Origin of the sequence: Erwinia sp. PsM31 (assembly GCF_030433775.1) — a bacterium.
Classification (GTDB): domain Bacteria; phylum Pseudomonadota; class Gammaproteobacteria; order Enterobacterales; family Enterobacteriaceae; genus Erwinia; species Erwinia aeris.
In genome coordinates, this window is sequence record NZ_JARUWZ010000001.1 from 208,097 (window position 1) to 231,211 (window position 23,115).

General features: G+C 56.0%; 21 protein-coding genes. 13 read left to right on the plus strand and 8 right to left on the minus strand.

Annotated features, from left to right (window positions below):
* The first annotated feature begins 159 nt into the window (after positions 1–159).
* Positions 160–1,689, plus strand: coding sequence for a hypothetical protein (locus QCD69_RS00980; protein ID WP_301250695.1), 1,530 nt, complete (start codon positions 160–162; stop codon positions 1,687–1,689).
* Between the two features lie 62 nt (positions 1,690–1,751).
* The gene (locus QCD69_RS00985; protein ID WP_253458035.1) at positions 1,752–3,029 is read left to right on the plus strand and encodes a DUF445 domain-containing protein; all 1,278 of its coding nucleotides are present in this window, start codon (positions 1,752–1,754) and stop codon (positions 3,027–3,029) included.
* 66 nt (positions 3,030–3,095) lie between these two features.
* On the opposite strand, the gene QCD69_RS00990 is transcribed toward QCD69_RS00985, so the two are convergent.
* Positions 3,096–4,136 carry a YsnF/AvaK domain-containing protein gene (locus tag QCD69_RS00990; protein WP_301250696.1) on the minus strand — a complete coding sequence of 347 codons (1,041 nt, stop codon included), beginning with the start codon at positions 4,134–4,136 and terminating at the stop codon, positions 3,096–3,098.
* Between the two features lie 22 nt (positions 4,137–4,158).
* Positions 4,159–4,566, minus strand: a complete 408-nt coding sequence (locus QCD69_RS00995) for a YsnF/AvaK domain-containing protein (RefSeq protein WP_301250697.1) — start codon at positions 4,564–4,566, stop codon at positions 4,159–4,161.
* A 347-nt stretch (positions 4,567–4,913) separates the two neighbouring features.
* Between QCD69_RS00995 and QCD69_RS01000 the strand changes: the two genes are divergently transcribed.
* Positions 4,914–5,159, plus strand: a complete 246-nt coding sequence (locus QCD69_RS01000) for a hypothetical protein (protein WP_301250698.1) — start codon at positions 4,914–4,916, stop codon at positions 5,157–5,159.
* 256 nt (positions 5,160–5,415) lie between these two features.
* Here QCD69_RS01000 and lptG read toward each other — a convergent pair whose 3' ends face one another.
* Together lptG and lptF are read right to left on the minus strand one after the other, a co-directional pair.
* Positions 5,416–6,492 carry an LPS export ABC transporter permease LptG gene (gene lptG, locus QCD69_RS01005; RefSeq protein ID WP_253458011.1) on the minus strand — a complete coding sequence of 359 codons (1,077 nt, stop codon included), beginning with the start codon at positions 6,490–6,492 and terminating at the stop codon, positions 5,416–5,418.
* Positions 6,492–7,592, minus strand: a complete 1,101-nt coding sequence (gene lptF / locus QCD69_RS01010; RefSeq protein ID WP_253458008.1) for an LPS export ABC transporter permease LptF — start codon at positions 7,590–7,592, stop codon at positions 6,492–6,494. Before lptF ends, lptG begins: the two co-directional genes overlap by 1 nt.
* Positions 7,593–7,882: 290 nt before the next feature.
* On the opposite strand from lptF, the gene pepA reads away from it, so the two are divergent.
* The 5 genes from pepA (at position 7,883) to QCD69_RS01035 (ending at position 14,072) form a co-directional block, all read left to right on the plus strand.
* The gene (gene pepA / locus QCD69_RS01015; protein WP_253458004.1) at positions 7,883–9,391 is read left to right on the plus strand and encodes a leucyl aminopeptidase; all 1,509 of its coding nucleotides are present in this window, start codon (positions 7,883–7,885) and stop codon (positions 9,389–9,391) included.
* Between the two features lie 3 nt (positions 9,392–9,394).
* Entirely contained in the window at positions 9,395–9,853 is a 459-nt protein-coding gene (locus tag QCD69_RS01020; protein WP_253458001.1) for a DNA polymerase III subunit chi, read from the plus strand.
* A gap of 5 nt (positions 9,854–9,858) precedes the next feature.
* Positions 9,859–12,714: a valine--tRNA ligase gene (locus QCD69_RS01025; protein WP_301250699.1), complete on the plus strand. Its 2,856-nt coding sequence runs from the start codon at positions 9,859–9,861 to the stop codon at positions 12,712–12,714.
* 155 nt (positions 12,715–12,869) lie between these two features.
* The gene (gene cybB / locus QCD69_RS01030; protein WP_301250700.1) at positions 12,870–13,415 is read left to right on the plus strand and encodes a cytochrome b561; all 546 of its coding nucleotides are present in this window, start codon (positions 12,870–12,872) and stop codon (positions 13,413–13,415) included.
* Positions 13,416–13,568: 153 nt separating this feature from the next.
* Positions 13,569–14,072 (plus strand): GNAT family N-acetyltransferase, encoded by a 504-nt coding sequence (locus QCD69_RS01035; RefSeq protein WP_301250701.1) that lies wholly within the window; start codon positions 13,569–13,571, stop codon positions 14,070–14,072.
* A 127-nt stretch (positions 14,073–14,199) separates the two neighbouring features.
* Here QCD69_RS01035 and QCD69_RS01040 read toward each other — a convergent pair whose 3' ends face one another.
* The 4 genes from QCD69_RS01040 to rraB all read right to left on the minus strand — a co-directional run bounded on the left by QCD69_RS01040 (position 14,200) and on the right by rraB (position 17,923).
* Positions 14,200–14,967 (minus strand): histidine phosphatase family protein, encoded by a 768-nt coding sequence (locus QCD69_RS01040; protein ID WP_253457989.1) that lies wholly within the window; start codon positions 14,965–14,967, stop codon positions 14,200–14,202.
* Between the two features lie 12 nt (positions 14,968–14,979).
* Positions 14,980–16,287, minus strand: coding sequence for a hypothetical protein (locus QCD69_RS01045; RefSeq protein WP_301250703.1), 1,308 nt, complete (start codon positions 16,285–16,287; stop codon positions 14,980–14,982).
* 350 nt (positions 16,288–16,637) lie between these two features.
* Positions 16,638–17,399, minus strand: a complete 762-nt coding sequence (miaE, locus tag QCD69_RS01050) for a tRNA isopentenyl-2-thiomethyl-A-37 hydroxylase MiaE (protein ID WP_253457984.1) — start codon at positions 17,397–17,399, stop codon at positions 16,638–16,640.
* Positions 17,400–17,497: 98 nt separating this feature from the next.
* Complete coding sequence (gene rraB / locus QCD69_RS01055) at positions 17,498–17,923, minus strand: ribonuclease E inhibitor RraB (RefSeq protein WP_253457981.1); 426 nt, start codon at positions 17,921–17,923, stop codon at positions 17,498–17,500.
* Positions 17,924–18,082: 159 nt separating this feature from the next.
* Here rraB and argF point away from each other — a divergent pair, with 159 nt between their 5' ends.
* The 5 genes from argF to treC all read left to right on the plus strand — a co-directional run bounded on the left by argF (position 18,083) and on the right by treC (position 23,078).
* A complete protein-coding gene (gene argF, locus QCD69_RS01060) occupies positions 18,083–19,093 on the plus strand; it encodes an ornithine carbamoyltransferase (protein WP_301250704.1) in 1,011 nt (336 codons plus the stop codon).
* 239 nt (positions 19,094–19,332) lie between these two features.
* Positions 19,333–20,268: an aspartate carbamoyltransferase gene (pyrB, locus tag QCD69_RS01065; RefSeq protein WP_253457974.1), complete on the plus strand. Its 936-nt coding sequence runs from the start codon at positions 19,333–19,335 to the stop codon at positions 20,266–20,268.
* 12 nt (positions 20,269–20,280) lie between these two features.
* On the plus strand, positions 20,281–20,745 hold the full coding sequence (gene pyrI / locus QCD69_RS01070) for an aspartate carbamoyltransferase regulatory subunit (protein ID WP_125287136.1): 465 nt from the start codon (positions 20,281–20,283) through the stop codon (positions 20,743–20,745).
* A gap of 68 nt (positions 20,746–20,813) precedes the next feature.
* On the plus strand, positions 20,814–21,200 hold the full coding sequence (ridA, locus tag QCD69_RS01075) for a 2-iminobutanoate/2-iminopropanoate deaminase (protein ID WP_253457971.1): 387 nt from the start codon (positions 20,814–20,816) through the stop codon (positions 21,198–21,200).
* A gap of 195 nt (positions 21,201–21,395) precedes the next feature.
* A complete protein-coding gene (treC, locus tag QCD69_RS01080; RefSeq protein WP_253457968.1) occupies positions 21,396–23,078 on the plus strand; it encodes an alpha,alpha-phosphotrehalase in 1,683 nt (560 codons plus the stop codon).
* The last annotated feature ends 37 nt before the right edge of the window (positions 23,079–23,115 follow it).

Sequence of the window (23,115 nt, forward strand, 5' to 3'; positions counted from 1 at the left end):
CTTTTTTCCTCGCCGCAAAATTAATAAATTACAGAAGTTTGCTGCGGCTGCCACCTTCGCTATGTACTTTTCTCCACAGCGCGACGGTTTGCATCTCCGGGCACCAGCCTGCATTATCGTTAACCGCCAACAGTTAACTTTTTCTGTAGTGAGAAAACGATGCATGATCTAACGAAGCTGCTGATAGAGCGGGATACGCAGCAGCACAAGGCCGAGCTGGAAAAGCTGCGCGAAGAAAACCTTCGCCTGCTGCAACAGGTCAGCGACAAAATTGATAACGCTGAAGCAAAAATCACCGAAAGTGCCATCAACAAAACCCTGTCGGTGCTGGATAACACCCGCAAATGGATTTTGGGCATGTTCGCCGTTTTCGCTACCGTGCTGACGCTGGCGGGCTTTGTCGGTATCTCCGGCGTAAGCAGCAAAATGACGGCTATCGTTACCGATAAGGTGAACGGCTGGCTGCGCTTTGACGATGAAAACAGCGGCGGTTATCGGGTTATGGATGAGCTGCGCACCAGCGCCCTGCTCGACTCGCTGACGCTGCGCTTTGCCAGAGACAATGCCCGTGGCGGCGGCAGCCAGCCCCATCTTAACGCGGCTGAAACACAGCGCCTGATGGCCATCATCCTCAATCCCGCCTCCGACGACTATCAGTTCAGAGACGCGTTGCATCTGATTATCGCCAGCCGGGGCATATTTGGTCGGGTAATGGCGGATGACACGGGCAAAAAGATTGCCGATATCCTCGGTAACAATGCATTCAACAATGATAAAAAAGTGGCCGTGCTGGAGGCGATGAAAGCGGAACGCTCGCTTTATCCGTTGACGCTGCAAATGCTGGACGATCGCAGTGACCGCTATGACGAAAGTATTCTGACCGATGCTTTCACCAACGTGCGGCAGTTTGACGAGCAACGCGCGCGCCAGTTTGCCGAAGCGAACCTGAACACCTTTAAGTCACCTCGTAACCGTGTTGAGCTGGCCAGCTACCTCATTGATATCGGTGCCGACGGCCCTGAGATCGATAAGCTGATCGCCGAGCTGCGTCGGCAGCAGCAGGCACAGCAGTACAAAAATTTTGTCTGGAACGGCTATTATCAGGAGCTCATTTTCGCCCGCATCGAACACGGGCTGAAAGCTGCCGCGCCGGATGTTCCCGCGCTGGCGCGATTTATCTCCACGCAAATGGATAAGGGTTTGCAGCTGGCCCTTTCCGATTTTAGCAACGGCAAACCCTATCTCCACTTCTCTCTGGATAAAACCAGCAGTGCCGTTAAGCAGCCGGAAAATCTGTTCGGCAACGCTGCGCTGGTGGACGCCATCGTCAAAGCGCAGCCGCTGACCGCCGGCCGCCTGCAAAAAGTCAGTGATTTTTTCCAGACAACCGATCGCGGCCTGTGGGTAACCACGCTGATGATGACGCCAGCGGCCACCACCCAACTGACCCTCGCCGACGGCCGCAAAGCGCAGGGTGATGAGATTCTGGATCGCGTCTGGCTGCGCGTGGAGGAAAAAGCGGGCCAGCCGGCGCTGATTGCCAGCTGGCGGGAGAAAACCGGCAGCGTACACGAAGGCATCGTCACCGATATCGTCAACGGCGAACAGGCGCATTTCCTCGTCGATTTTAACAGCTGGCAGTTAAGCAACTACACCTGGAAAACCGATCCCATTGAAGAGCTATACTGAGGCCCGACCAGAACCGCCTCGTTTAATTTTTGCTAAATCCGCCCGGGAGCAGGCAAGCTTTTATGAATAAAGAAACCGAACTGGCGCAAGCCAAACGTCTGCCGCTGCTGCTGTTATGCTTCGCGGCGCTGCTGTTTATCGCCACCGTGCTTTATCCCCTCTGGCGACCGACGAACCTGTGGATCGGCGCTTTAAAAGCCGTGTCGGAAGCGGCGATGGTCGGCGCGCTGGCGGACTGGTTCGCGGTCAGTGCGCTGTTCAGGCGCGTGCCGATCCCGCTGGTTGGCCGCCATACCGCGATTGTGCCGCGCAACAAGGATCGCATTGCCGATAACCTGGCGCTGTTCGTGCAGGATAAGTTCCTGAACACCGATTCGCTGTTGACGTTAATCCGCCGTCACGATCCGGCGCAGATCATCGCCCGCTGGCTGAGCGAACCGGCTAACGCCGCCCGCATCAGCGGCTATTTGCTGAAAGTCGTGCGCGGCTTTCTCGATCTGGCTGACGACTCGCGTATCCAGGCGTTTATGCGGCGCGCTATCCACAAGGCTATTGATAAGGTCGATCTGACGCAGTCGGCGGCGCTGGTGCTGGAGAGCCTGACCAAAAACAATCGTCATCAGGCACTGCTGGACGACGCCATCAGCCAGCTGCTGCATCTGATCAACAAGCCAGGCACGCACGAGTTTATTGCGCAGCAGGTGATGCGCTGGCTGAAGCGCGAGCATCCTATTAAAGAGAAGATGCTGCCGACAGAATGGGTAGGTGAAAAAAGCGCCGAGCTGGCGGCCAACGCGGTGAAATCGATCCTTAACGATATAGAGCAGGACGGCGCGCACGAGCTGCGTCAGGGCTTCAATCGTGCGGTACAGCGTCTGATCGAGCGGTTGCGCAGCGATCCAGAGATGCAGCTGAAAGCGGAAGAGATCAAAACTTATCTGAAGCAGGACGAGACGCTGAACAGCTATATCGCGCAGCTATGGGGCGATTTACGCAGCTGGCTGAAGCAGGATCTGGATAAAGAAGACTCCGTGCTGCACGGCAAAGTCAGCGCTTCCGCACAGTGGCTGGGCGAAACCTTAACCCAGGATGCGCAGCTGCGGGCGTCGCTGAATCAGCATATGGAAGAGGCGGCGATAAGCGTTGCACCAGAGTTCTCGGACTTTTTAAGCCGTCATATCAGCGATACGGTGAAAAGCTGGGATGCGAAGGATATGTCGCACCAGGTGGAGTTAAATATCGGCAAGGATCTGCAGCGCATCCGTATCAACGGCACGGTGGTGGGCGGCGTAATTGGCCTGCTGCTGTGGCTGCTGTCGCAGCTTCCGGCGCTGCTATAACGACAAAGCCCGCGTCTTTCAACGCGGGCTTACATGCCTTTCACTAAAACGTTGTCAGTTTAGCGATTAGTACTTCTTGTCGGCATCGGTCAGTTTATTCGGTGCCAGCTTGTCGTCGGTCAGCTCGTTTTCCCGCAGGTTGGTCTCGGTGCGGGTTACGTCGTTTTTAAGGGCGTTGGTGTTGTGCGTACGATTTTCATTGGTATGCTCAACCTCCACTTCCTGACGACGCACGCTGTCTTTCACGGTTTCGACGCGAGCGGTTTCTTCGCCGCGCAGGCCCACTTCTTCTTTAATACGCGCGGTTTTCGCAACGGTTGGGATCTCATGAGATTCCTCAACTTCGATGGTTTTTTCTGACCAGTCCACGTCGTTCAGATAGGCTGGCTCATCCACCGCGTGACGGAAGACTTCTGCATGCTGGTCGTACAGCGAAACATCTTCCGAGACTTCATCTTCTACGGTGAAACGACGCAGGCGTACGGAACCATCATTAATCTGGCGTTTGCCGATATCCACCTGCTCTTCCGCCAGCTTCAGCGAATCGCGGTCGGTTTCAGAAACGGCAAGGTCGGTACGGTCACGGTTAAGCAGTGAATCCTGTTCATTACGCAGCGAATCGCGTTCGTTAAGCAGCGTATCGTCTGCCAGCGTGCCGGTGGTGCCGGTATTGGACAGCGGCGCGGTGGTGGTATTCAGCGCACCCGTCTGGTCACCGGTAAGCAGGCCGCGATCGTTGGTTTCACCCGCATAGTTACGGTTAACCGGGTCGCGATCCGTATGGCTCAGTGAAGAGTAGTCGGCGGCAAAGGCGCTCAACTCCTGTTCAATGTGGTCAGCTTCATCTTTCGGAGCGCGAACCGTCAGCAGCACACCGCCTGAACGGATAGCCTTGCTGTATTCGCTTGCGTAATCATCATCAACGTCATCGCCAAACAGGCGCTGCCAGAAGCTTGGATGACGGATTTCTTTATCTTCTACGCGTAATCTTTCCCCGGAGATGATATCGATGTTTTTCTCTGCAATACCTTCGACGATCAATTTCTGTTTTGCCGCTTCCGCCTGTGAAACTTCATTAAATGCGGTGACGATTTTTTCATGTGACATAAATAGATCCTCGTTAATAGGTTTAAAGTTTCTGCTTCGTAATTTTTACTTCCTGGTTACGCAGAGTGACTTTCTGCTGAAACTCTTCTTTACTGGTATGCTTATGAATATGAATTTCTTCCTTAAGCACCCGCTTAGTGATTATTTCTACCTGCTCTTCAATCACGGGAATAATAAAAACATCCCCTTCCTGACGGATCTCAGCAGAATAATCATCGGCAACCTGATAATTCATAGGAACGTGCTCGATTTCAACATGCTCATGCGTTAGCTCGGTTTCCAGTAATTTCTCTACCTGTTGCGTAGAGCGCGTCAGACTAATCCGCCTGTGAACCTTGCGCTGCTTAGAGATGGTAGCCTGCTCTTCAGCAAGCGGCATCGAGACGGCCTCTTTGACTTTTCCAGTAAGCGGCGCGTTTTTATTTCCCATAAAATTAACTCCTGAGATTTAAAGCCCCACAGACTAAAAAATCTTTTTATCCGGCGCCACGTTTTGTTGCACACGCCATTAATAGTAGTAGACTGTTTCGAGACTGCCTCCCCAATTAAGCGGCAAAATGTAACAGATTTTGTAAGCGATTTAATTATATATACATTAACTATTTTTAAATATTGATTGAACTTTTTCTGCTTTATATTGCCTTGCGCGCACGCTACTTATATAAGTGGTTGCCACTTCTTTCTAACAGCATAAAAATACTGGTAAATAATACGTACGCCTCTCTTTTGCGGTGCCGGCACTGAAGGCTGCTGCACGCCGCTGTCCGGGCAATGTTTATGGACCACGGGCCGCGCAGAGATGACAAAACTGACGAAAGGCGCAGCACGCTGCCAGCGGAAAGCGCAAAACGGCAGGCAGAAAGCAGCCGGGAAAGCGTTAAGGCCAGCGAAAGCGAGCAGCGGCGGCGCCCGTTGAAAGGAAAGAACAGCCACAAAGCCACAACGGCTGACGCACTGAAAAAGCGGCTGAACAGCCACGACGGCTGGTGTGAAAAAAATCGCCAGGAAAGATGCGACAGCTGACAGAAAGGATAAAGCGGCCGAAGAGCCACGACGGCTGCTGTGAAGAAAAACCGCCAGGAAAGCTACGACGGCTGCCAGAAAGGATAAGGCGGCGGAAGAGCCAGGATATCTGTCGTGCAGATAAAAGAGGCTAAAAGGCTACGACGGCTGGTGCAAAGAAAAGTCCATTGGATAGCTACGACGGCTGGCAGGCAGAAAAGCGGATAAAAGCGGGGCTGAACCGTGGCCGCAGGCGGAGCACCTGCGGCCGGGAGCGTTAACGGCGCTTCAGCAGCATATAGACGCTGATAGCCATAAAGGCGGCGCTTGGCAGCAGCGCGCCAAGCACTGGCGGAATGTTATATACCAGGCTGAGCGGCCCGAAGATCTGATCCAGCACGTAAAACAGGAAGCCGAAGCTGATGCCCGTGACCACGCGCATCCCCATCGAGACGCTGCGCAGCGGCCCAAAAATAAACGACAGCGCCATCAGCATCATCACCGCCACCGACAGCGGCTGGAAGATCTTGCTCCACATATTCAGCTGATAGCGGCCCGCAACCTGTCCGCTCTGCTTAAGGTATTTGGTGTAGTTATACAGCCCGCTAATCGACAACGCGTCCGGATCCAGCGCCACCACGCCCAGCTTGTCCGGCGTCAGCGAGGTTTTCCATTCGCCGGTCAGCGTCTGGCTGCCCGTAACCTGCTGCGGATTGGTGAGATTAGACTCGTCCACCTCCGACAGATCCCACTGCTTTTTGTCCGTGTTGTATTTGGCAGAAGCCGCATAGCGCACCGTCTGTAAACGGCGCTCCTTGTTAAAGTTGTAGATACTGACGCCGCCCAGCTCGCTGTTGTCCTTCAGGCGTTCGATAAAGATAAAGTTATCGCCATCCTTCGCCCACAGCCCGTTCTGCGTGGAGAGCAGTGAACCGCCCAGCAGCTGCTGCGCACGATAGTTACGCGCCATCTGCTCGCCCTGCGGCGCCACGAACTCGCCGATAGCCATGGTCAGCAGCACCAGCGGGATCGCCGTTTTCATCACCGAAGCGGCAATCTGCATCCGGGTAAAGCCGGAAGCCTGCATCACCACCAGCTCGCTGCGCTGCGCCAGCGCACCCAGGCCCAGCAGCGCACCCAGCAGCGCGGCCATAGGGAAGAAGATCTCAATATCTTTTGGCACGCTGAGGATAGTGTAAAGCCCGGCGCCGACCACGGTGTAGTCGCCCTGCCCGGTTTTGCGCAGCTGATCGACAAACTTAATGATGCCGGAGAGCGACACCAGCATAAACAGCGTCGCCATAATGGTGTTGAAAATCGTTTTACCGATATATCTGTCGAGAACGCCAAACATCAGACCGATCCTCCCCGGGTGAAGCGGGCGCGCAGACGGCGCATCGGCACCGTATCCCACAGGTTAAGAAGGATCGCCAGCGCCAGATAGGAGAGGTTCACCACCCACATCCAGATAGCCGGATCGAGACGTCCTTTCGAGCCGCTGGAGCGCAGCGAGCTTTGCAGCAGGAAGAACACCAGATACAGCAGCATCGCGGGGAGCATAGAAAGCACGCGGCCCTGGCGCGGGTTCACCACGCTGAGCGGCACCACCATCAGCGCCATCACCAACACCGAGAACACCAGCGTAAAGCGCCAGTGCAGCTCGCTGCGGAACTCCGGCCTGTCGGAATGGCGCAGCGCGCTGAAGTTCATCTGCTCGGCGTCGTTGGGATCCAGCAGCACTTCCTGATGCCCGACGATGGCCTGATAGTTCTGGAAATCGGTAATGCGGAAATCACGCAGCAGCGCCGTGCCTTCAAAGCGCGTGCCTTTATCCAGCGTCACTATCTGCGAGCCGTCGGCGCGCTGCGTCATATGGCCTTTATCCGCCATCACGACCGAAGGACGCGCGTTGCCTTTAGGCCGCAGCTGCGCCAGGAAGACGTTACCGAAATTGTTGCCCTTCACGTTTTCGATAAACAGCACCGACTGACCGTCGCCCGACTGCTGGAACTGCCCGGCAGCCAGCGCCGCCGCGCCAGGGTTAGCCTTAGCGTTCTTCGTCACCTCATTCTGATAGCGCGCCGACCACGGGCCAAGCCAGGCGACGTTCGCCGCGGCGACCACTGCGGTAAACAGCATCAGCACCATCGCCGCCTTCACCAATACGGCCTTGCTCAGGCCGCAGGCGTGCATCACGGTGATTTCACTCTCGGTGTACAGACGGCCAAGCGTCATCAAAATGGCTAAAAAGAGGCTTAACGGCAAAATGAGCTGCGCCATCTCTGAAACGCCAAGGCCTAACAGTGTCAGAACTAAATTTGTGGGAATTTCGCCATCCGCCGCGGCTCCCAGGATCCTGACTAACTTCTGACAAAAGAAGATCAGTAGCAGAATAAAGAGGATAGCCAGCTGGCTTTTGAGCGTCTCTCTTACCAGATATCTAATGATAATCACGCTGAATACGCCTGTGAAAACTTGTCTTTTTGCAGGAAAATCGATAGTTTCATCGCTTATACGCCATTTTTTCTCATCAATGGCCTCGGTCGTAGCTAAACTAGTATGACAATAATCGCGTTCCGGTGATGCAAAAAAAAACGTTTACCCGATTATTCCTAAGGGGCATCACCCGAACAAAATCTGACGCCCGTAACGCTACACGGCGCGTTGCCCCGGCATTATGCGGTTAACAAGCGCTATATTCTAGCCGCAGCAAGCGCCGTTGTCTTTAAGATTCAGGAGAGTGCATGGAGTTCAGTGTAAAAAGCGGTAGCCCGGAAAAGCAGCGCAGTGCCTGCATTGTGGTAGGCGTGTTTGAGCCGCGCAGGCTGTCACCCATTGCTGAACAGCTGGATAAAATCAGCGACGGCTATATCAGCGCCCTGCTGCGTCGCGGCGAGCTGGAAGGAAAAGTCGGCCAGACGCTGCTGCTGCATCATGTGCCGAATATTCTCTCCGAGCGCATTTTACTGATCGGCTGCGGCAAAGAGCGCGAGCTGGACGAACGTCAGTACAAGCAGGTGATCCAGAAGACAATTAACACCCTGAACGATACCGGCTCGATGGAAGCGGTCTGCTTCCTGACTGAACTGCACGTGAAAGGCCGCAACACTTACTGGAAAGTCCGCCAGGCGGTGGAAACCTCGAAAGAGACGCTTTACAGCTTCGATCAGCTGAAAAGCAACAAAGTCGAACCGCGTCGCCCGCTGCGTAAAATGGTGTTTAATGTGCCGACCCGTCGCGAGCTGACCAGCGGCGAGCGCGCCATCCAGCACGGCCTGGCCGTGGCCGCCGGCGTCAAAGCCGCCAAGGATCTCGGCAATATGCCGCCGAACATCTGCAACGCCGCCTATCTTGCCTCTCAGGCGCGCCAGCTGGCGGACGGCTGGAGCAACGTCACCACGCGCGTGATTGGCGAACAGCAAATGAAAGAGCTGGGCATGAATGCCTATCTCGCCGTCGGCGCCGGTTCGCAGAACGAATCGCTGATGTCGGTGATCGAATACAAAGGTAACCCGGACGCGGACAGCCGTCCTATCGTGCTGGTCGGCAAAGGCGTGACCTTTGACTCCGGCGGTATCTCGATTAAGCCTGGCGAAGCCATGGACGAGATGAAATATGATATGTGCGGCGCGGCCTCCGTTTACGGCGTGATGCGCATGGTGGCCGAGCTGAAACTACCGCTGAACGTGGTTGGCGTGCTGGCGGGCTGTGAAAACATGCCTGGCGGCCGCGCCTATCGTCCCGGCGACGTGCTGACCACTATGTCCGGCCAGACCGTTGAAGTGCTGAATACCGATGCGGAAGGCCGTCTGGTGCTGTGCGACGCGCTGACCTACGTCGAACGTTTCGATCCGGACGTGGTTATCGACGTGGCGACGCTGACCGGCGCCTGCGTGATTGCGCTGGGCCATCACGTCAGCGGCCTGCTGTCGAACCATAACCCGCTGGCGCACGAGCTGATCGGCGCTTCTGAACAGGCGGGCGACCGCGCCTGGCGTCTGCCGATGGCCGACGAATATCAGGAGCAGCTGGATTCTAACTTTGCGGATATGGCAAACATCGGCGGCCGTCCCGGCGGCGCAATCACCGCAGCCTGCTTCCTGGCTCGCTTTACGCGCAAATATAACTGGGCACATCTGGATATCGCCGGTACGGCGTGGCGCTCCGGCAAGGCCAAAGGCGCTACCGGTCGTCCGGTCGCCCTGCTGTCGCAGTTCCTGCTGAACCGCGCCGGTCTGAACGGCGACGACTAAATCATGAAAAACGCCACCTTCTATTTGCTGGAAAGCGACACGCCGGTTGACGGGCTCAGCGCGCTGGAAGCGCTGGTCTGCGAGCTGGCGGAAACGCGCTGGCGCGAGGGAAAGCGCGTGCTGGTCGCCTGCGAAGATGAAGCGCAGGCGATCCGCCTGGATGAAGCGCTGTGGCGCCGTCCGGCCAGCGCCTTTGTGCCGCACAATCTGGCGGGCGAAGGGCCGAAATACGGCGCGCCGGTCGAGCTGGCCTGGCCGCAGCGCCGCGGCAACGCGCCAAGAGATCTGCTGATCAGCCTGCTGCCGCAGTTCGCAGATTTTGCCACCGCTTTCCAGGAAGTGATAGACTTCGTGCCTTACGAAGAAGAATTGAAACAGCTGGCGCGCGATCGCTATAAAGCCTATCGCAGCGTCGGATTCCACTTGAATACGGCCACGCCGCCCGTGCCCCCAACGACATAGCAGAAATGGAAAAGACATATAACCCGCAAGATATCGAACAGCCGCTCTACGAGCACTGGGAACAGCAGGGCTACTTTAAGCCAAACGGCGACACCAGCCAGGAAAGCTTCTGCATCATGATCCCGCCGCCGAACGTCACCGGTAGCTTGCATATGGGTCATGCGTTTCAGCAAACCATCATGGATACCATGATCCGCTACCAGCGTATGCAGGGAAAAAACACCCTGTGGCAGGCGGGCACGGACCACGCGGGCATCGCCACGCAGATGGTAGTGGAGCGCAAAATCGCCGCTGAAGAAGGGAAAACGCGTAAAGACTACGGTCGCGACGCCTTTATCGAAAAAATCTGGCAGTGGAAGGCGGAATCCGGCGGCACCATTACCCGTCAGATGCGCCGTCTGGGCAACTCCGTGGACTGGGAGCGCGAGCGCTTCACCATGGACGACGGCCTTTCCAACGCGGTCAAAGAAGTGTTTGTGCGCCTCTACAAAGAGAACCTGATTTACCGTGGCAAACGCCTGGTGAACTGGGATCCGAAACTGCGCACCGCTATCTCCGATCTGGAAGTGGAAAACCGCGAGTCCAAAGGCTCTATGTGGCATATCCGCTATCCGCTGGCGGACGGCGCGAAAACCGCTGACGGCAAAGATTACCTGGTGGTGGCCACGACCCGTCCTGAAACGGTGCTGGGCGATACCGGCGTAGCCGTTAACCCGGAAGATCCACGCTATAAAGATCTGATTGGTAAATTTGTCGTGCTGCCGCTGGTCAACCGCCGCATTCCGATCGTGGGCGACGAGCACGCCGACATGGAAAAAGGCACCGGCTGCGTGAAAATCACGCCAGCGCACGATTTCAACGACTATGAAGTGGGCCGTCGTCACCAGCTGCCGATGATCAACATCCTGACCTTTGATGGCGACATCCGTGAAGCCGCTCAGGTTTATGACACCAACGGCGAAGAGTCTGACGTTTACAGCAGCGACATTCCGGCAGAGTTCCAGAAGCTGGAGCGTTTTGCCGCGCGTAAAGCCATTGTTGCCGCCGTAGATGCGCTTGGCCTGCTCGAAGAAATCAAACCGCACGACCTGACCGTGCCTTACGGCGATCGCGGCGGCGTGGTGATCGAGCCAATGCTGACCGACCAGTGGTACGTGCGTACCGCGCCACTGGCGAAAGTCGCGGTGGAAGCCGTTGAGCAGGGCGATATTCAGTTTGTGCCTAAGCAGTACGAGAACATGTACTTCTCCTGGATGCGTGATATTCAGGACTGGTGTATTTCCCGTCAGCTGTGGTGGGGACACCGTATTCCGGCCTGGTACGATGCCGAAGGCAACGTCTACGTCGGCCGCACCGAAGAAGAAGTGCGCGTGGAAAACAACCTGGGCGCGGATGTAGCGCTGAACCAGGACGAAGACGTGCTGGATACCTGGTTCTCATCCGGGCTGTGGACGTTCTCCACGCTGGGCTGGCCGGAAAAAACGCCGGATCTGAGCACCTTCCATCCGACCAGTGTGCTGGTCAGCGGCTTCGACATCATCTTCTTCTGGATTGCCCGCATGATCATGCTGACCATGCACTTTATCAAAGATGAAGACGGCAAGCCGCAGGTGCCGTTCAAGACCGTTTATATGACGGGTCTGATCCGCGACGAAGAAGGCCAGAAGATGTCCAAGTCGAAAGGCAACGTCATCGATCCGCTGGATATGGTTGACGGCATTTCGCTGGAAGATCTGCTGGAGAAACGCACCGGCAATATGATGCAGCCGCAGCTGGCGGAGAAAATCCGCAAACGCACCGAGAAGCAGTTCCCGAACGGTATCGAACCGCACGGCACCGACGCGTTGCGCTTTACGCTGGCGGCGCTGGCCTCTACCGGTCGTGATATCAACTGGGATATGAAGCGCCTGGAAGGCTACCGCAACTTCTGTAACAAGCTGTGGAACGCCAGCCGTTTTGTGCTGATGAACACTCAGGAGCAGGACTGCGGCTTTAACGGCGGCGAGCTGGAGCTGTCGCTGGCGGATCGCTGGATCCTTGCCGAATTCAACCAGACGGTGAAGGCTTACCGTAGCGCGCTGGACAGCTACCGCTTCGATATCGCCGCCAACATCCTGTATGAGTTCACCTGGAACCAGTTCTGCGACTGGTATCTGGAGCTGACCAAGCCGGTGATGAACGGCGGTTCTGAAGCCCAGCTGCGCGGCACCCGCAATACGCTGGTGGTGGTTCTGGAAGCGCTGCTGCGCCTGGCGCACCCGATTATTCCGTTTATTACCGAAACCATCTGGCAGCAGGTGAAAGTGCTGAAGAACATCAGCGACGACACTATCATGCTGCAACCGATGCCGGAATTTGAAGAGGCGAAGGTGGATGAGGCGGCGCTGAGCGATACCGAATGGCTGAAGCAGGCGATTGTCGCGGTGCGTAATATTCGCGCCGAGATGAACCTGTCGCCGTCCAAACCGCTGGATGTGCTGCTGCGCGGCGCAAGCGCTGACGTGGTACGTCGCGTGACCGACAACCATAACTTCCTGAAATCGCTGGCGCGTCTGGACAGCCTGACCTGCCTGGCCGCCGGCGAGAAAGGCCCGGTATCGGTCACCAAGATCATCGACGGCGCGGAGCTGCTGATCCCAATGGCTGGCCTGGTGGATAAAACCGCCGAGCTGGAGCGTCTGGCGAAAGAAGTCAGCAAGCTGGAAGTGGAAATCGGCAAGATCGAAGGCAAGCTTTCCAACGAAGGCTTTGTCTCGCGCGCGCCGGAAGCCGTGGTGGCGAAAGAGCGCGAGCGCATGGCCGAGTTCGAGCAGGCTAAGCTCAAGCTGATCGAGCAGCAGGCCGTTATCGCCGCGCTGTAACCATGCCAGCCGGACGGCGTTAACCGCGCCGTTAATACTGAACGCTCCGTAACCTGTTTGCGGAGCGTTTTTTTATGCGTTAAAAAACGCAGCCAAACAAATCTTTAAGAAAGCGGTGATACATTAACGGTCTGTTATTTTTTACGGATAAAACCATGTCTGACAACTACGCCAGGCCGCAGATCGCGCTCCACTGGCTGACCGTGCTCCTGCTCACCGTTGCCTACGCCACCATTGAACTGCGGGGCTTTGCCCAGCGCGGTTCCTGGCAAGGGTTCGCCATGATTATTACGCACTTCAGCGCAGGGTTTGGCGTACTGCTGGTGATGCTGGCACGTATCTTTCTGCGCTTTCGCCATCGCAGCCCGGCTATTGCGCCGCCGATAGCGAGCTGGCAAAAAGGGCTTTCACACCTGGTGCACGCCACGCTGTACGCCTTGTTTATCGTGCTGCCGCTGCTGGGCCTCTCTTCGCGCTATCTCTCCGGACGGCAGTGGTGGCTGTTTGGCGCGACTATGCCGGTATCTGCAAATCCCGATCCGGCGCTGGCGCGAACGCTTATCCACTGGCACGAGACGCTGGCGCCGCTTGGCTACTGGCTAATTGGCCTGCACGCGCTGGCCGCCCTCTTCCATCACTATTTTCTGAAAGATAATACGCTGGCGCGCATGATGCCCGCGCGGCGCGCCACAAAGCCGTAAAGGCGGCTTTGGCCTGTGCTGCCGCCATCACCGCCTGCTTTCCCACTCTTATTTTCCCGGCCAGGTTTCCCTTTTGCATGGAAGCGGAAGATTGCATCCTCGGCCAACGGATGGTATTACACTGCCAAACTATCTAAAAAACGGCCCCAGGTTATGACCAGCACCTCTTCAGCCGATATCCGGGTTCGGCTTATTCAACCCGCTGATAATCCGCATATCGCTCACGTTATCCGTCAGGTTTCGGCGGAATTTGGCCTGACCGCCGACAAAGGCTTTACGGTCGCCGATCCCAATCTTGACCAGCTTTGCGAACTCTATCGCCAGCCCAACAGCGCCTACTGGGTGATTGAGCTGGACGGAAAAATTATGGGCGGCGGCGGCGTGGCTCCCCTCCAGGGTAGCGAAGCGGACGTTTGCGAGCTGCAAAAAATGTATTTTATGCCCGAGCTGCGCGGTCTGGGCGTGGCGAAAGCGTTGGCGCTGCGGGCCATGGAACATGCGCGTGAGCTGGGCTTTAAGCGCTGCTACCTGGAGACTACCGCGTCGCTGACCCGCGCCGTGCGCCTTTATGAGCACCTGGGCTTTCAGCATATTGACGGGCCGATGGGCAACACCGGCCACGTGGACTGCGAAGTTACTATGCTGCGTTCGCTGTAGCATAGTGGATGTAAGCTATTCGTTCGCTGTATCGCTGTATCACACCAGATGTAGGCTATTCGTTCGCTGCATCGCTGTATCACACCAGATGTAGGCTATTCGTTCGCTGTAGCACAGCGGACGCAGGCTACTGCGTCACGGCCAGCTGCGAGCCTTTTTTCACGTAGCTTAGGTCGTCGATCGCTTCAATAATAAACTTCCCGGCATCGGTATAGCGGATACGTGTGACGCTGGCATTGCTGAGCGAGTGCGTCTTCGCTTTATCGCCCAGCTCGTGCAGCAGCGTCATGATGGTCATGCCGTGCGTGACGATCAGCACGTTGCCGCCGCCCTGCTGCTGCGCCTGTCGGGCAATTTCCTTAATTACCTTGTTAACCCGCTGCGCCACCTGCTGATAGCTTTCTGCCTGACCGGAAGGATCGGCCGCATGGATCATCTGCACGATCTCCACAATGTCGACTTTCTTGCTGTTGAAAGCCGCCATCAGCTGGGCTGACGAGGCGTAACCGCTCTTTTTCCCCGCCACCGTCAGCATATTTTCATTGGTGTCGCCTTCAAAAGAGCCAAAAAAGACTTCTCTTAACGCCTCACGCTCCTGAAGAGGTAACGACTTATCACGCTCTGCCAGAATCAGCTTTGCGGTTTCCCTGGCCCGGCCCGAATCGCTGCTCCATGCGGCAATAAAGTCTACCGGCTTCAGCCCGCGCCCCGCTTTTTTGGCTACCTCCACGCCTTCCGCCGTTAAGGGCGTATCGCTCCAGCCCTGCGCGCGATGCACGGTGTTAAACAAGGTTTTGCCGTGGCGCACCACATAGAGCTCAACGTCAGCAGCAAAGCTGGCCCAGCTGCTTAACAGTAAAAAAGCAAAGAGCATCGCCTGTGTTATTCCTTTCATATTTCCCCCTGATTATAAAAGACCGAACTTCCAGGTCACACCGACTTCAGCAGAAAGGCTCGGCGAGCGCTGATACTCGCCCGCAGAATTAAGGATCGGCGTGGCGTTAATATTTTTATATGACCAGCCATAGCCTAACTGTGCGGCCAGCGTTAAATCTTTTAGCTGACCCTCACGTGGCTGCCAGCGGTTCAGCCAGGTAATTTCCCCGGTGCGGATTTTATTATTTTTATAAGAAAACTGGCCGTAGTTAACCTGAATACCGCTGGCTAAACTTTCAGTAAACTGATATTCGGTAAAAGAGGTCAGCGCCAGTTCGCCGTCGCGCAGATAATCTTTTCCGGCGGAGGTTAAGGCATTAAACCGGCCACGGGTATTTTTCCCTATATAGCGATCGTAATAGCCCACCCCGTTGCGCTTTTCTGCCCGTGTCCAGGCAACACCGACTTTCTGTATCCAGCTGTCATCCTGCCAGCGTACTTCTCCGGCATAGTGCCAGGCGCTGTCGTTAAACTGTTTTTTACTTTGCGGCATCGCTTTATATTTTTCCAACGCCTGGCTGCCGTAAATCTGTGACGCCAGCGCCCATTTCGGCGTCAGCGGATACGTAATTTCCACCAGGTGACGGCGCAGATAATCCTTCGACTCGCCCCATGCCCAGGAGAACACAGCATTTTGTTTTTCCCAGCTCAGGCCGCCGGTCAGGATACTGTCGATCTCTTTGCCATCAAGGGTAAGAAAATGCACGCTATCGGGTGAATCATACATGATGGAGCGCGTTACCCAGGCCATATCCAACTGCAGGTTCTGCCAGCGCAGCGAGCCGCTGTAGCCCTGATAGCTGTTGCGCGACAGGCGGTAAGTGTTGGTCAGCACGCCCACGTTTTTCAACTGGTGCCAGCCGCCTTTTGCTTTCAGCCCGAACGCGTCGTCACCCAGCTTTAGCTTAAGGTAGCGCTGCCCGAAGCGGCTGAAGCCGCCGGCGTTGCTTTTATCGAAGCCTGCGCCGTGATTGTAAAGGATGCCGCGCGTGGCGAAGTAGTCGCTGGCCGCCAGCTTAGCGGCTCTGGTGTAGCTGGCGTCGAAGCCCAGGGTATCACCCAGCCAGCCGGAGCGGAAATCCAGCGTGGTTGCGGCCCCCCAGGCGTTGTGCACCGCTTTGGGCTGCGCCTCATTCTCTTTCAGGTATTTCCAGTGGCTGCGCAACGTAAGATCGAGCTGCGTCTCCTTTAAAAATCGCTGGAAATCGCCGCCGCTTTCTTCAGCATGGGCGGCCACGGCGGCGAGCAGCGCCAGTAAAAAAACGTTCCTGTTTTTCATTATAGCCTTCCTTGTCAGCCGTTAAATAAATGACTCCATCTAAAAGAAACAAAAAAACCCGATCCCGTTGCGGTAATAATATCGCAAGTGGGATCAGGTTTTGCCGGTTGGTAACAATCCTGATAATGGCAGGAATATACGCCTGAAAATCTTTTCAGCCATAATAAAAATCAGGTTATGTGAAGCGCTCCGCAAAATAAAAAAGAGGGGAGATTGCGAAAAAACAGGTTACTCGTAGGCGTTATTATTCCCTTTAAACCATTAGCGCCATTAATATTATTTATTAAAGGTGGCAACGCTAATAAACGGCTTCCTGAAATAATAACGCCAGAATAAAGCTGTCAATATTATCACCAGGCAGGCAGCCCGCTGTGAAAACGCAGCTCGCTATCCGGTTCGCTAATTAGCTTTGCTTCCGTTTCGCCTATTTTACGCACGCGGGAAGTAATATCCGTGGCTGATATCTCGGCTGCCAGCGCCAGATAGTCCTGATAATGGCGCGCTTCCGAACGCAGCAGCGAAAGATAGAACGCGGCCAGCTCCTTATCCAGATAAGGCGCCAGGCTGGCAAAGCGTTCGCAGGAGCGCGCTTCGATATAGGCGCCGCAAATCAGCTTGTCCACCAGCGTCTGCGGCTCGTGCGTGGTCACCTCTCGCAGTAACCCTTTGGCATAGCGGCTGGCGGTAATTTTGACGTAGGGAATGGCGCGCGCCTGCATAATTTCCAGTACCTGATAAAAATGATGCAGCTCTTCTTTAATCAGCAGCACCATTTTGTCTACCAGCGTATCACCGTAAGGCACATCCGTACGGCTGATAATCGTTTTCGACAGCCCTTTATGCTGTTCCAGAAAGGCTAAATCCGCGTTTTCGCTGTGCACAAACTGCTCCCACGGTTTCAGCCAGGCCAGCAGCGCGTCGCCGCTCTCTTTATCCGCCACGTATTTGCGGATCAGCCACATGGCGGTCTGGGCGGCCTTCAGCTCGCAAACAAGATGGTCGGTGAGCAGCAGCGGCAGGTTTTCCGGCTTGCGGGCTTCGTCGATCCACTTTTGCGGCGTGCGGCAGTGCAGAAAAGCGTGAACGGGAGCAAGGAGGTCTTCGGTGATCATGCGGGCAAACAATCCGTAAAAATCAGGTTAAAAACATTGCGCCGCTCTGCGGGGAGCAGACCGGCGCAAACGGGCGGAACGGCGTCCGCCCACGGGCATCAGTGACGCGTGCCGTTGTCTTCTTCGTCGATAAGGTCGTCGTCGTCGCCTTCGTCTTCGTCCTCGGCGTCCGGATCCTCAAAGTAGGTGCCCCAGCCGTCGTAGTCCACGTTGTACTTCGCGGCCAGATCGATCAGCTGTTCGACCTGGGCGTCGATCAGTTCGGCATTCAACGCGCCTTCGCTCAGAATATCGCAGCACATCACTTTCGTGCCGTCCTCCAGCTCCAGTTCTTCCGGCTCGGTAACTTCGTAGCCCAGCTTAAACGCATCAACCGCCGCCTTTTCCAGCGCGTCGAAGCTGTCGCAGGAGAGGTGGTGTTCGATGGTGTAGAGCGCATCCGGGTCGCTGCCATCATCCAACAGCTCTTCAATAATCAGCCGCGTCTCTTCACGCTGCTCTTCCAGCAATGCTTCATTTGCCATGATCCGTTCCTCTGTGTGTGGCATATCTGTTAAGTATTTTCCCACACTGTCCTCTGCGCCACTACCTTTATACAAAAGTTTCTTCACGCCAGGGTTGAAAATGCATATTGATACAGTTAAGTTGAATTTAAATTCATTAAATATCCTCTGGAGCGCTTTATGAGTCAGTTATATCAACGCCACTTTCTCAGGCTGCTTGATTTTACGCAGGCTGAAATTACCGCTTTACTCGCGCTGGCCGCACGGCTTAAAACCGATAAGAAAAATGGCGAGGAAGTGCAGCACCTGAAAGGCAAAAACATCGCGCTCATCTTCGAAAAAGACTCGACCCGTACCCGATGCTCTTTCGAAGTTGCCGCTTACGATCAGGGCGCCAACGTCACTTATCTTGGCCCAAGCGGCAGCCAGATCGGCCATAAAGAATCAATGAAGGATACCGCGCGCGTGCTGGGACGCATGTATGACGGCATTCAGTATCGCGGTCACGGGCAGTCGCTGGTGGAATCGCTGGCGGAACATGCGGGCGTGCCGGTGTGGAACGGCCTGACCGACGAGTTCCACCCGACGCAGCTGCTGGCGGATTTGCTGACTATGGAAGAACATCTGCCGGAAAAACCCTTCAGCGAGATGGTTTTCGCCTACGTGGGCGACGCACGTAATAATATGGGTAATAGCATGATGGAGGCCGCCGCGCTGACGGGCCTGGATCTGCGCCTGGTCGCGCCGAAAGGCTGCTGGCCGGACGAGGCGCTGGTAAGCGAGTGCCGCCAGGCGGCGCAGGCAAGCGGCGGAAAAATCACGCTGACGGAAGATATTGCCGAAGGCGTGAACGGTGCGGATTTTATCTATACTGACGTCTGGGTGTCGATGGGCGAACCAAAAGCGGTGTGGGAAGAGCGTATCGCCCTGCTGCGGGATTACCAGGTCAACAGCGCGATGCTGGCGCTTACCGGCAATCCTGCGGTGAAATTCCTGCATTGCCTGCCCGCTTTTCACGACGATCAAACCACGCTGGGCCGACAGATGGCTGAGCAATACGATCTGCACGGCGGCATGGAAGTCACCAATGAGGTGTTTGAATCCAGGCACAGCGTGGTGTTCGACCAGGCGGAAAACCGGCTGCATACCATCAAGGCGGTGATGGTGGCCACGCTGGCCCGGCTACCCTGAATCAGCGCCAGGCAATCGATTACTTTTGCTTGCCGCCGCTGACCGAATGCGTATAATGCCCCCCGTTTGTCTGGAGGATGCATGAAACTGACCACTGCTGACAGAGTAAAAATGACGCGCCTGAATGCAGGCCGGCAGTGCCGTTTTTCCTCCTTCCCGATCTGTAGAAAAAGCCCCTCATTGAGGGGCTTTTTTTTGCCCGTTTTTCCGCTTATCGGCACGCGTAGAGGAGAATGAACATGGCTAACCCGCTGTATCATAAACATATCATTTCAATTAACGATCTCAGTCGTGAAGAGCTGGAGCTGGTGCTGCGTACCGCCGCCAGCCTGAAGGCGAAGCCGCAGCCGGAGCTGCTGAAGCATAAGGTTATCGCCAGCTGCTTTTTCGAGGCCTCTACCCGCACGCGCCTGTCGTTTGAAAGCGCCATGCATCGTCTGGGTGCGTCCGTGGTGGGGTTTGCCGACGGCAGCAATACCTCGCTGGGTAAAAAAGGCGAAACGCTGGCGGATACGCTTTCCGTTATCAGCACCTACGTGGATGCCATTGTCATGCGGCATCCGCAGGAAGGCGCGGCGCGTCTGGGCACGGAGTTTTCCGGCGGCGTACCGATCCTCAACGCGGGCGACGGCGCTAACCAGCATCCAACGCAAACGCTGCTGGATCTCTTTACTATTCAGGAAACTCAGGGCCGCCTGAGCAATCTGAATGTCGCCATGGTCGGCGACCTGAAATATGGCCGTACCGTGCATTCACTGACGCAGGCGCTGGCGAAGTTCGAAGGCAATCGCTTTTTGTTTATCGCACCCGACGCGCTGGCGATGCCCGCCTATATCACCGATATGCTGGATGAGAAAGGCATTGCGTGGAGCCGCCACGACAGCATTGAGGAAGTGGTGCCGCAGGTGGATATTCTGTATATGACGCGCGTGCAGAAAGAGCGTCTGGATCCGTCAGAGTACGCCAACGTCAAAGCGCAGTTCGTGCTGCGGGCTTCCGACCTGGTCGGCGCGCGCGAAACCATGAAGGTGCTGCACCCGCTGCCGCGTATTGATGAGATTACGACGGATGTCGATGCCACGCCGCACGCCTGGTATTTCCAACAGGCGGGCAATGGTATTTTTGCCCGCCAGGCGCTGCTGGCGCTGGTGTTGAACAGCGAACTGGCTCTGTAAGAGGAACTGACGATGACACAAGATAATAAATTACAGGTTGAAGCAATTAAGCGCGGCACGGTAATCGATCATATCCCGGCGCAGATTGGTTTTAAGCTGCTGTCGCTGTTTCGCCTGACGGAAACCGATCAGCGCATCACCATCGGCCTGAACCTGCCCTCCGGCGAGATGGGCCGCAAAGATCTGATCAAAATTGAAAACACGTTTCTGACGGACGATCAAATCAACCAGCTGGCGGTTTACGCGCCGCATGCCACGGTGAACCGCATCGATAACTACGACGTGGTCGGCAAAATTTCGCCGACGCTGCCGGACACCATCGAACGCGTGCTGATCTGCCCCAACAGCAACTGCATCAGCCGCAGCGAGCCGGTCAACTCCAGCTTTGCGGTGAAAAAACGTAACGATAACGTGCAGTTAAAGTGCAAATACTGCGAGAAAGAGTTCGCGCGTCACGTGGTCATGGCGAACTGGTAATCAGTTTCGGGCGGCTTATAATGGGGCGGATCCGGGCTTTTACCGGCCTCATTTAATATGGAGAAATTATGTCTCGCGAAATCAGCACCGAAAACGCACCGGCGGCTATCGGCCCCTACGTGCAGGGCGTCGATCTGGGCAGCATGATCATCACTTCTGGCCAGATCCCGGTCGATCCTAAAACCGGCAGCGTGGCAGAAGACGTTGCCGCGCAGGCTCGTCAGTCGTTGGAGAACGTCAAGGCCATCGTGGAAGCGGCGGGCCTGAAGGTAGGCGACATCGTTAAAACCACGGTATTCGTGAAGGATCTTAACGATTTTGCTACCGTGAACGCGGCCTATGAAGCTTTCTTTACCGAGCACCAGGCCAGCTTCCCGGCACGCTCCTGCGTAGAAGTGGCCCGCCTGCCAAAAGATGTCAAAATCGAGATCGAAGCGATCGCCGTACGTCGCTAAAGCCTTCTCCTCTCCCGTCGGGAGAGGAAAGTTTTCCCCGGCCGTCAGTTTTTATTCTCTCTTTGTGCGCCTTTCGGCCTCGCCTAAAAAATTTTCACTGCGCCCGTATCTCCACTTGCCAGTTAATAGCTAACCTTAGGAAAGAACAAAAAGGCGATAACAGCGCAAACGGACCTTTTATATCGGGATTGAGCAATGACTAAAAATCCACCGTGGTGGCAGAACGGCGTTATCTATCAAATTTATCCCAAGAGTTTCCAGGACACTACCGGCAGCGGAACGGGCGATCTGGCCGGCGTGATCCAACATCTGGACTACCTGAAAAAGCTGGGCGTGGACGCCATCTGGCTGACGCCGTTTTATATCTCGCCGCAGGTAGACAACGGCTACGACGTGGCGAACTACACCGCCATCGATCCGTTATTTGGCACGCTTAACGACTTTGATAACCTGGTGGAAGAAACCCACCGGCGCGGGATGCGGCTGATCCTGGATATGGTGTTTAACCACAGCTCCACCCAGCACCACTGGTTTCACGAAGCGCTGGATCCCGAAAGCCCCTATCGCTCCTACTACATCTGGCGCGACGGCACGCCGGCCGAGCCGCCAAACAACTGGCAGTCGAAGTTTGGCGGCCATGCCTGGCGCTGGCACCCGGAGAGCAACCAGTACTATATGCACCTGTGGGCGCCGGAACAGGCCGATCTCAACTGGGAAAACGATAATCTGCGCGCCGAGCTGAAGCAGATCGTTAATTTCTGGGCCGATCGCGGCATCGACGGGCTGCGGCTGGACGTGGTGAACCTGGTTTCCAAGGACCAGGATTTTCCCAACGATCCCAACGGCGACGGGCTGCGGTTCTATACCGACGGGCCGCGCATCCACGAATATATGCGCGAAATGAGCCGCGACGTGTTCCGTCCGCGTGAATTGATGACGGTAGGCGAAATGTCTTCCGCCACGCTGGAGCACTGCCAGCAGTACGGTTCGCTGGAGGGCGAAGAGCTGTCGATGGTGTTCAGCTTCGATCACGTCGAGGTCGATTTCTTTAACGGCCAGAAATGGACGCTGACGCCGCTGGATCTGGTGGCGCAGAAGGCTATCTTCACCCACTGGCAGCATGGCATGCATAACAAGGCCTGGAACGCGCTGTTCTGGTGTAATCATGACCAGCCGCGCGTGGTTTCGCGCTGGGGCGACGAGGGGCAATATCGCGTGCAGTCGGCGAAGATGCTGGCGCTGGTGCTGCACGGGATGCAGGGCACGCCTTATATTTTCCAGGGCGAAGAGCTGGGTATGACCAACCCGCATTTCACCCGCATCCTGGACTATCGCGATATCGAAAGCCACAACATGTACGCCGAACTGCGCTCGCAGGGACGCGACAGCGATAACCTGCTGGAGATCCTCGCCAGCAAATCGCGCGACAACGGCAGAACGCCGATCCCGTGGCACGCGGGAGAAAACGGCGGCTTCACCAGCGGCACGCCGTGGATCGGCATGTGTGACAATATGGAAACGATAAACGCAGAAGCGGCGCTGGCTGATGAAAACTCGGTGTTTTACGCCTATCAGAAGCTGATCCAACTCAGGAAAGCCTATCCGATCCTGACCTGGGGCGATTACCTCGATCTGCTGCCGGATCACGCTTATCTGTGGTGCTACTGCCGCCGCTTCGAGAAAGAGGTGCTGGTGGTGGCTGCTAACTTCAGCGGCGAAACGCAGGTCTGGCACCCGCCGGCCTACAGCGGTCACTGGGATGTGCTGATCAGTAACTATCCTGATACGCACGTTACCCCTGGCGAGGTGATGCTGCGTCCGTGGGAAGCGGTGTGGTGGTATCAGAAGCGCTGGGACGGCGGCGCCAACAAGGCGTAAACCGCTTCGGTGGCAAGCAGGCTGCGGCGACTACATA

What these genes read in the sequence shown, in the direction of transcription:
- QCD69_RS01000 (WP_301250698.1), top strand. Translation starts at nt 4,914, where the DNA reads ATGGACCACGGGCCGCGCAGAGATGACAAAACTGACGAAAGGCGCAGC.
- QCD69_RS01025 (WP_301250699.1), top strand. Translation starts at nt 9,859, where the DNA reads ATGGAAAAGACATATAACCCGCAAGATATCGAACAGCCGCTCTACGAG.
- treC (WP_253457968.1), top strand. Translation starts at nt 21,396, where the DNA reads ATGACTAAAAATCCACCGTGGTGGCAGAACGGCGTTATCTATCAAATT.
- argF (WP_301250704.1), top strand. Translation starts at nt 18,083, where the DNA reads ATGAGTCAGTTATATCAACGCCACTTTCTCAGGCTGCTTGATTTTACG.
- QCD69_RS00990 (WP_301250696.1), bottom strand. Translation starts at nt 4,136, where the DNA reads ATGTCACATGAAAAAATCGTCACCGCATTTAATGAAGTTTCACAGGCG.
- QCD69_RS01035 (WP_301250701.1), top strand. Translation starts at nt 13,569, where the DNA reads ATGACCAGCACCTCTTCAGCCGATATCCGGGTTCGGCTTATTCAACCC.
- pyrI (WP_125287136.1), top strand. Translation starts at nt 20,281, where the DNA reads ATGACACAAGATAATAAATTACAGGTTGAAGCAATTAAGCGCGGCACG.
- ridA (WP_253457971.1), top strand. Translation starts at nt 20,814, where the DNA reads ATGTCTCGCGAAATCAGCACCGAAAACGCACCGGCGGCTATCGGCCCC.
- lptG (WP_253458011.1), bottom strand. Translation starts at nt 6,492, where the DNA reads ATGTTTGGCGTTCTCGACAGATATATCGGTAAAACGATTTTCAACACC.
- rraB (WP_253457981.1), bottom strand. Translation starts at nt 17,923, where the DNA reads ATGGCAAATGAAGCATTGCTGGAAGAGCAGCGTGAAGAGACGCGGCTG.
- pepA (WP_253458004.1), top strand. Translation starts at nt 7,883, where the DNA reads ATGGAGTTCAGTGTAAAAAGCGGTAGCCCGGAAAAGCAGCGCAGTGCC.
- QCD69_RS00995 (WP_301250697.1), bottom strand. Translation starts at nt 4,566, where the DNA reads ATGGGAAATAAAAACGCGCCGCTTACTGGAAAAGTCAAAGAGGCCGTC.
- QCD69_RS00985 (WP_253458035.1), top strand. Translation starts at nt 1,752, where the DNA reads ATGAATAAAGAAACCGAACTGGCGCAAGCCAAACGTCTGCCGCTGCTG.
- QCD69_RS01045 (WP_301250703.1), bottom strand. Translation starts at nt 16,287, where the DNA reads ATGAAAAACAGGAACGTTTTTTTACTGGCGCTGCTCGCCGCCGTGGCC.
- QCD69_RS01040 (WP_253457989.1), bottom strand. Translation starts at nt 14,967, where the DNA reads ATGAAAGGAATAACACAGGCGATGCTCTTTGCTTTTTTACTGTTAAGC.
- QCD69_RS01020 (WP_253458001.1), top strand. Translation starts at nt 9,395, where the DNA reads ATGAAAAACGCCACCTTCTATTTGCTGGAAAGCGACACGCCGGTTGAC.
- pyrB (WP_253457974.1), top strand. Translation starts at nt 19,333, where the DNA reads ATGGCTAACCCGCTGTATCATAAACATATCATTTCAATTAACGATCTC.
- miaE (WP_253457984.1), bottom strand. Translation starts at nt 17,399, where the DNA reads ATGATCACCGAAGACCTCCTTGCTCCCGTTCACGCTTTTCTGCACTGC.
- QCD69_RS00980 (WP_301250695.1), top strand. Translation starts at nt 160, where the DNA reads ATGCATGATCTAACGAAGCTGCTGATAGAGCGGGATACGCAGCAGCAC.
- cybB (WP_301250700.1), top strand. Translation starts at nt 12,870, where the DNA reads ATGTCTGACAACTACGCCAGGCCGCAGATCGCGCTCCACTGGCTGACC.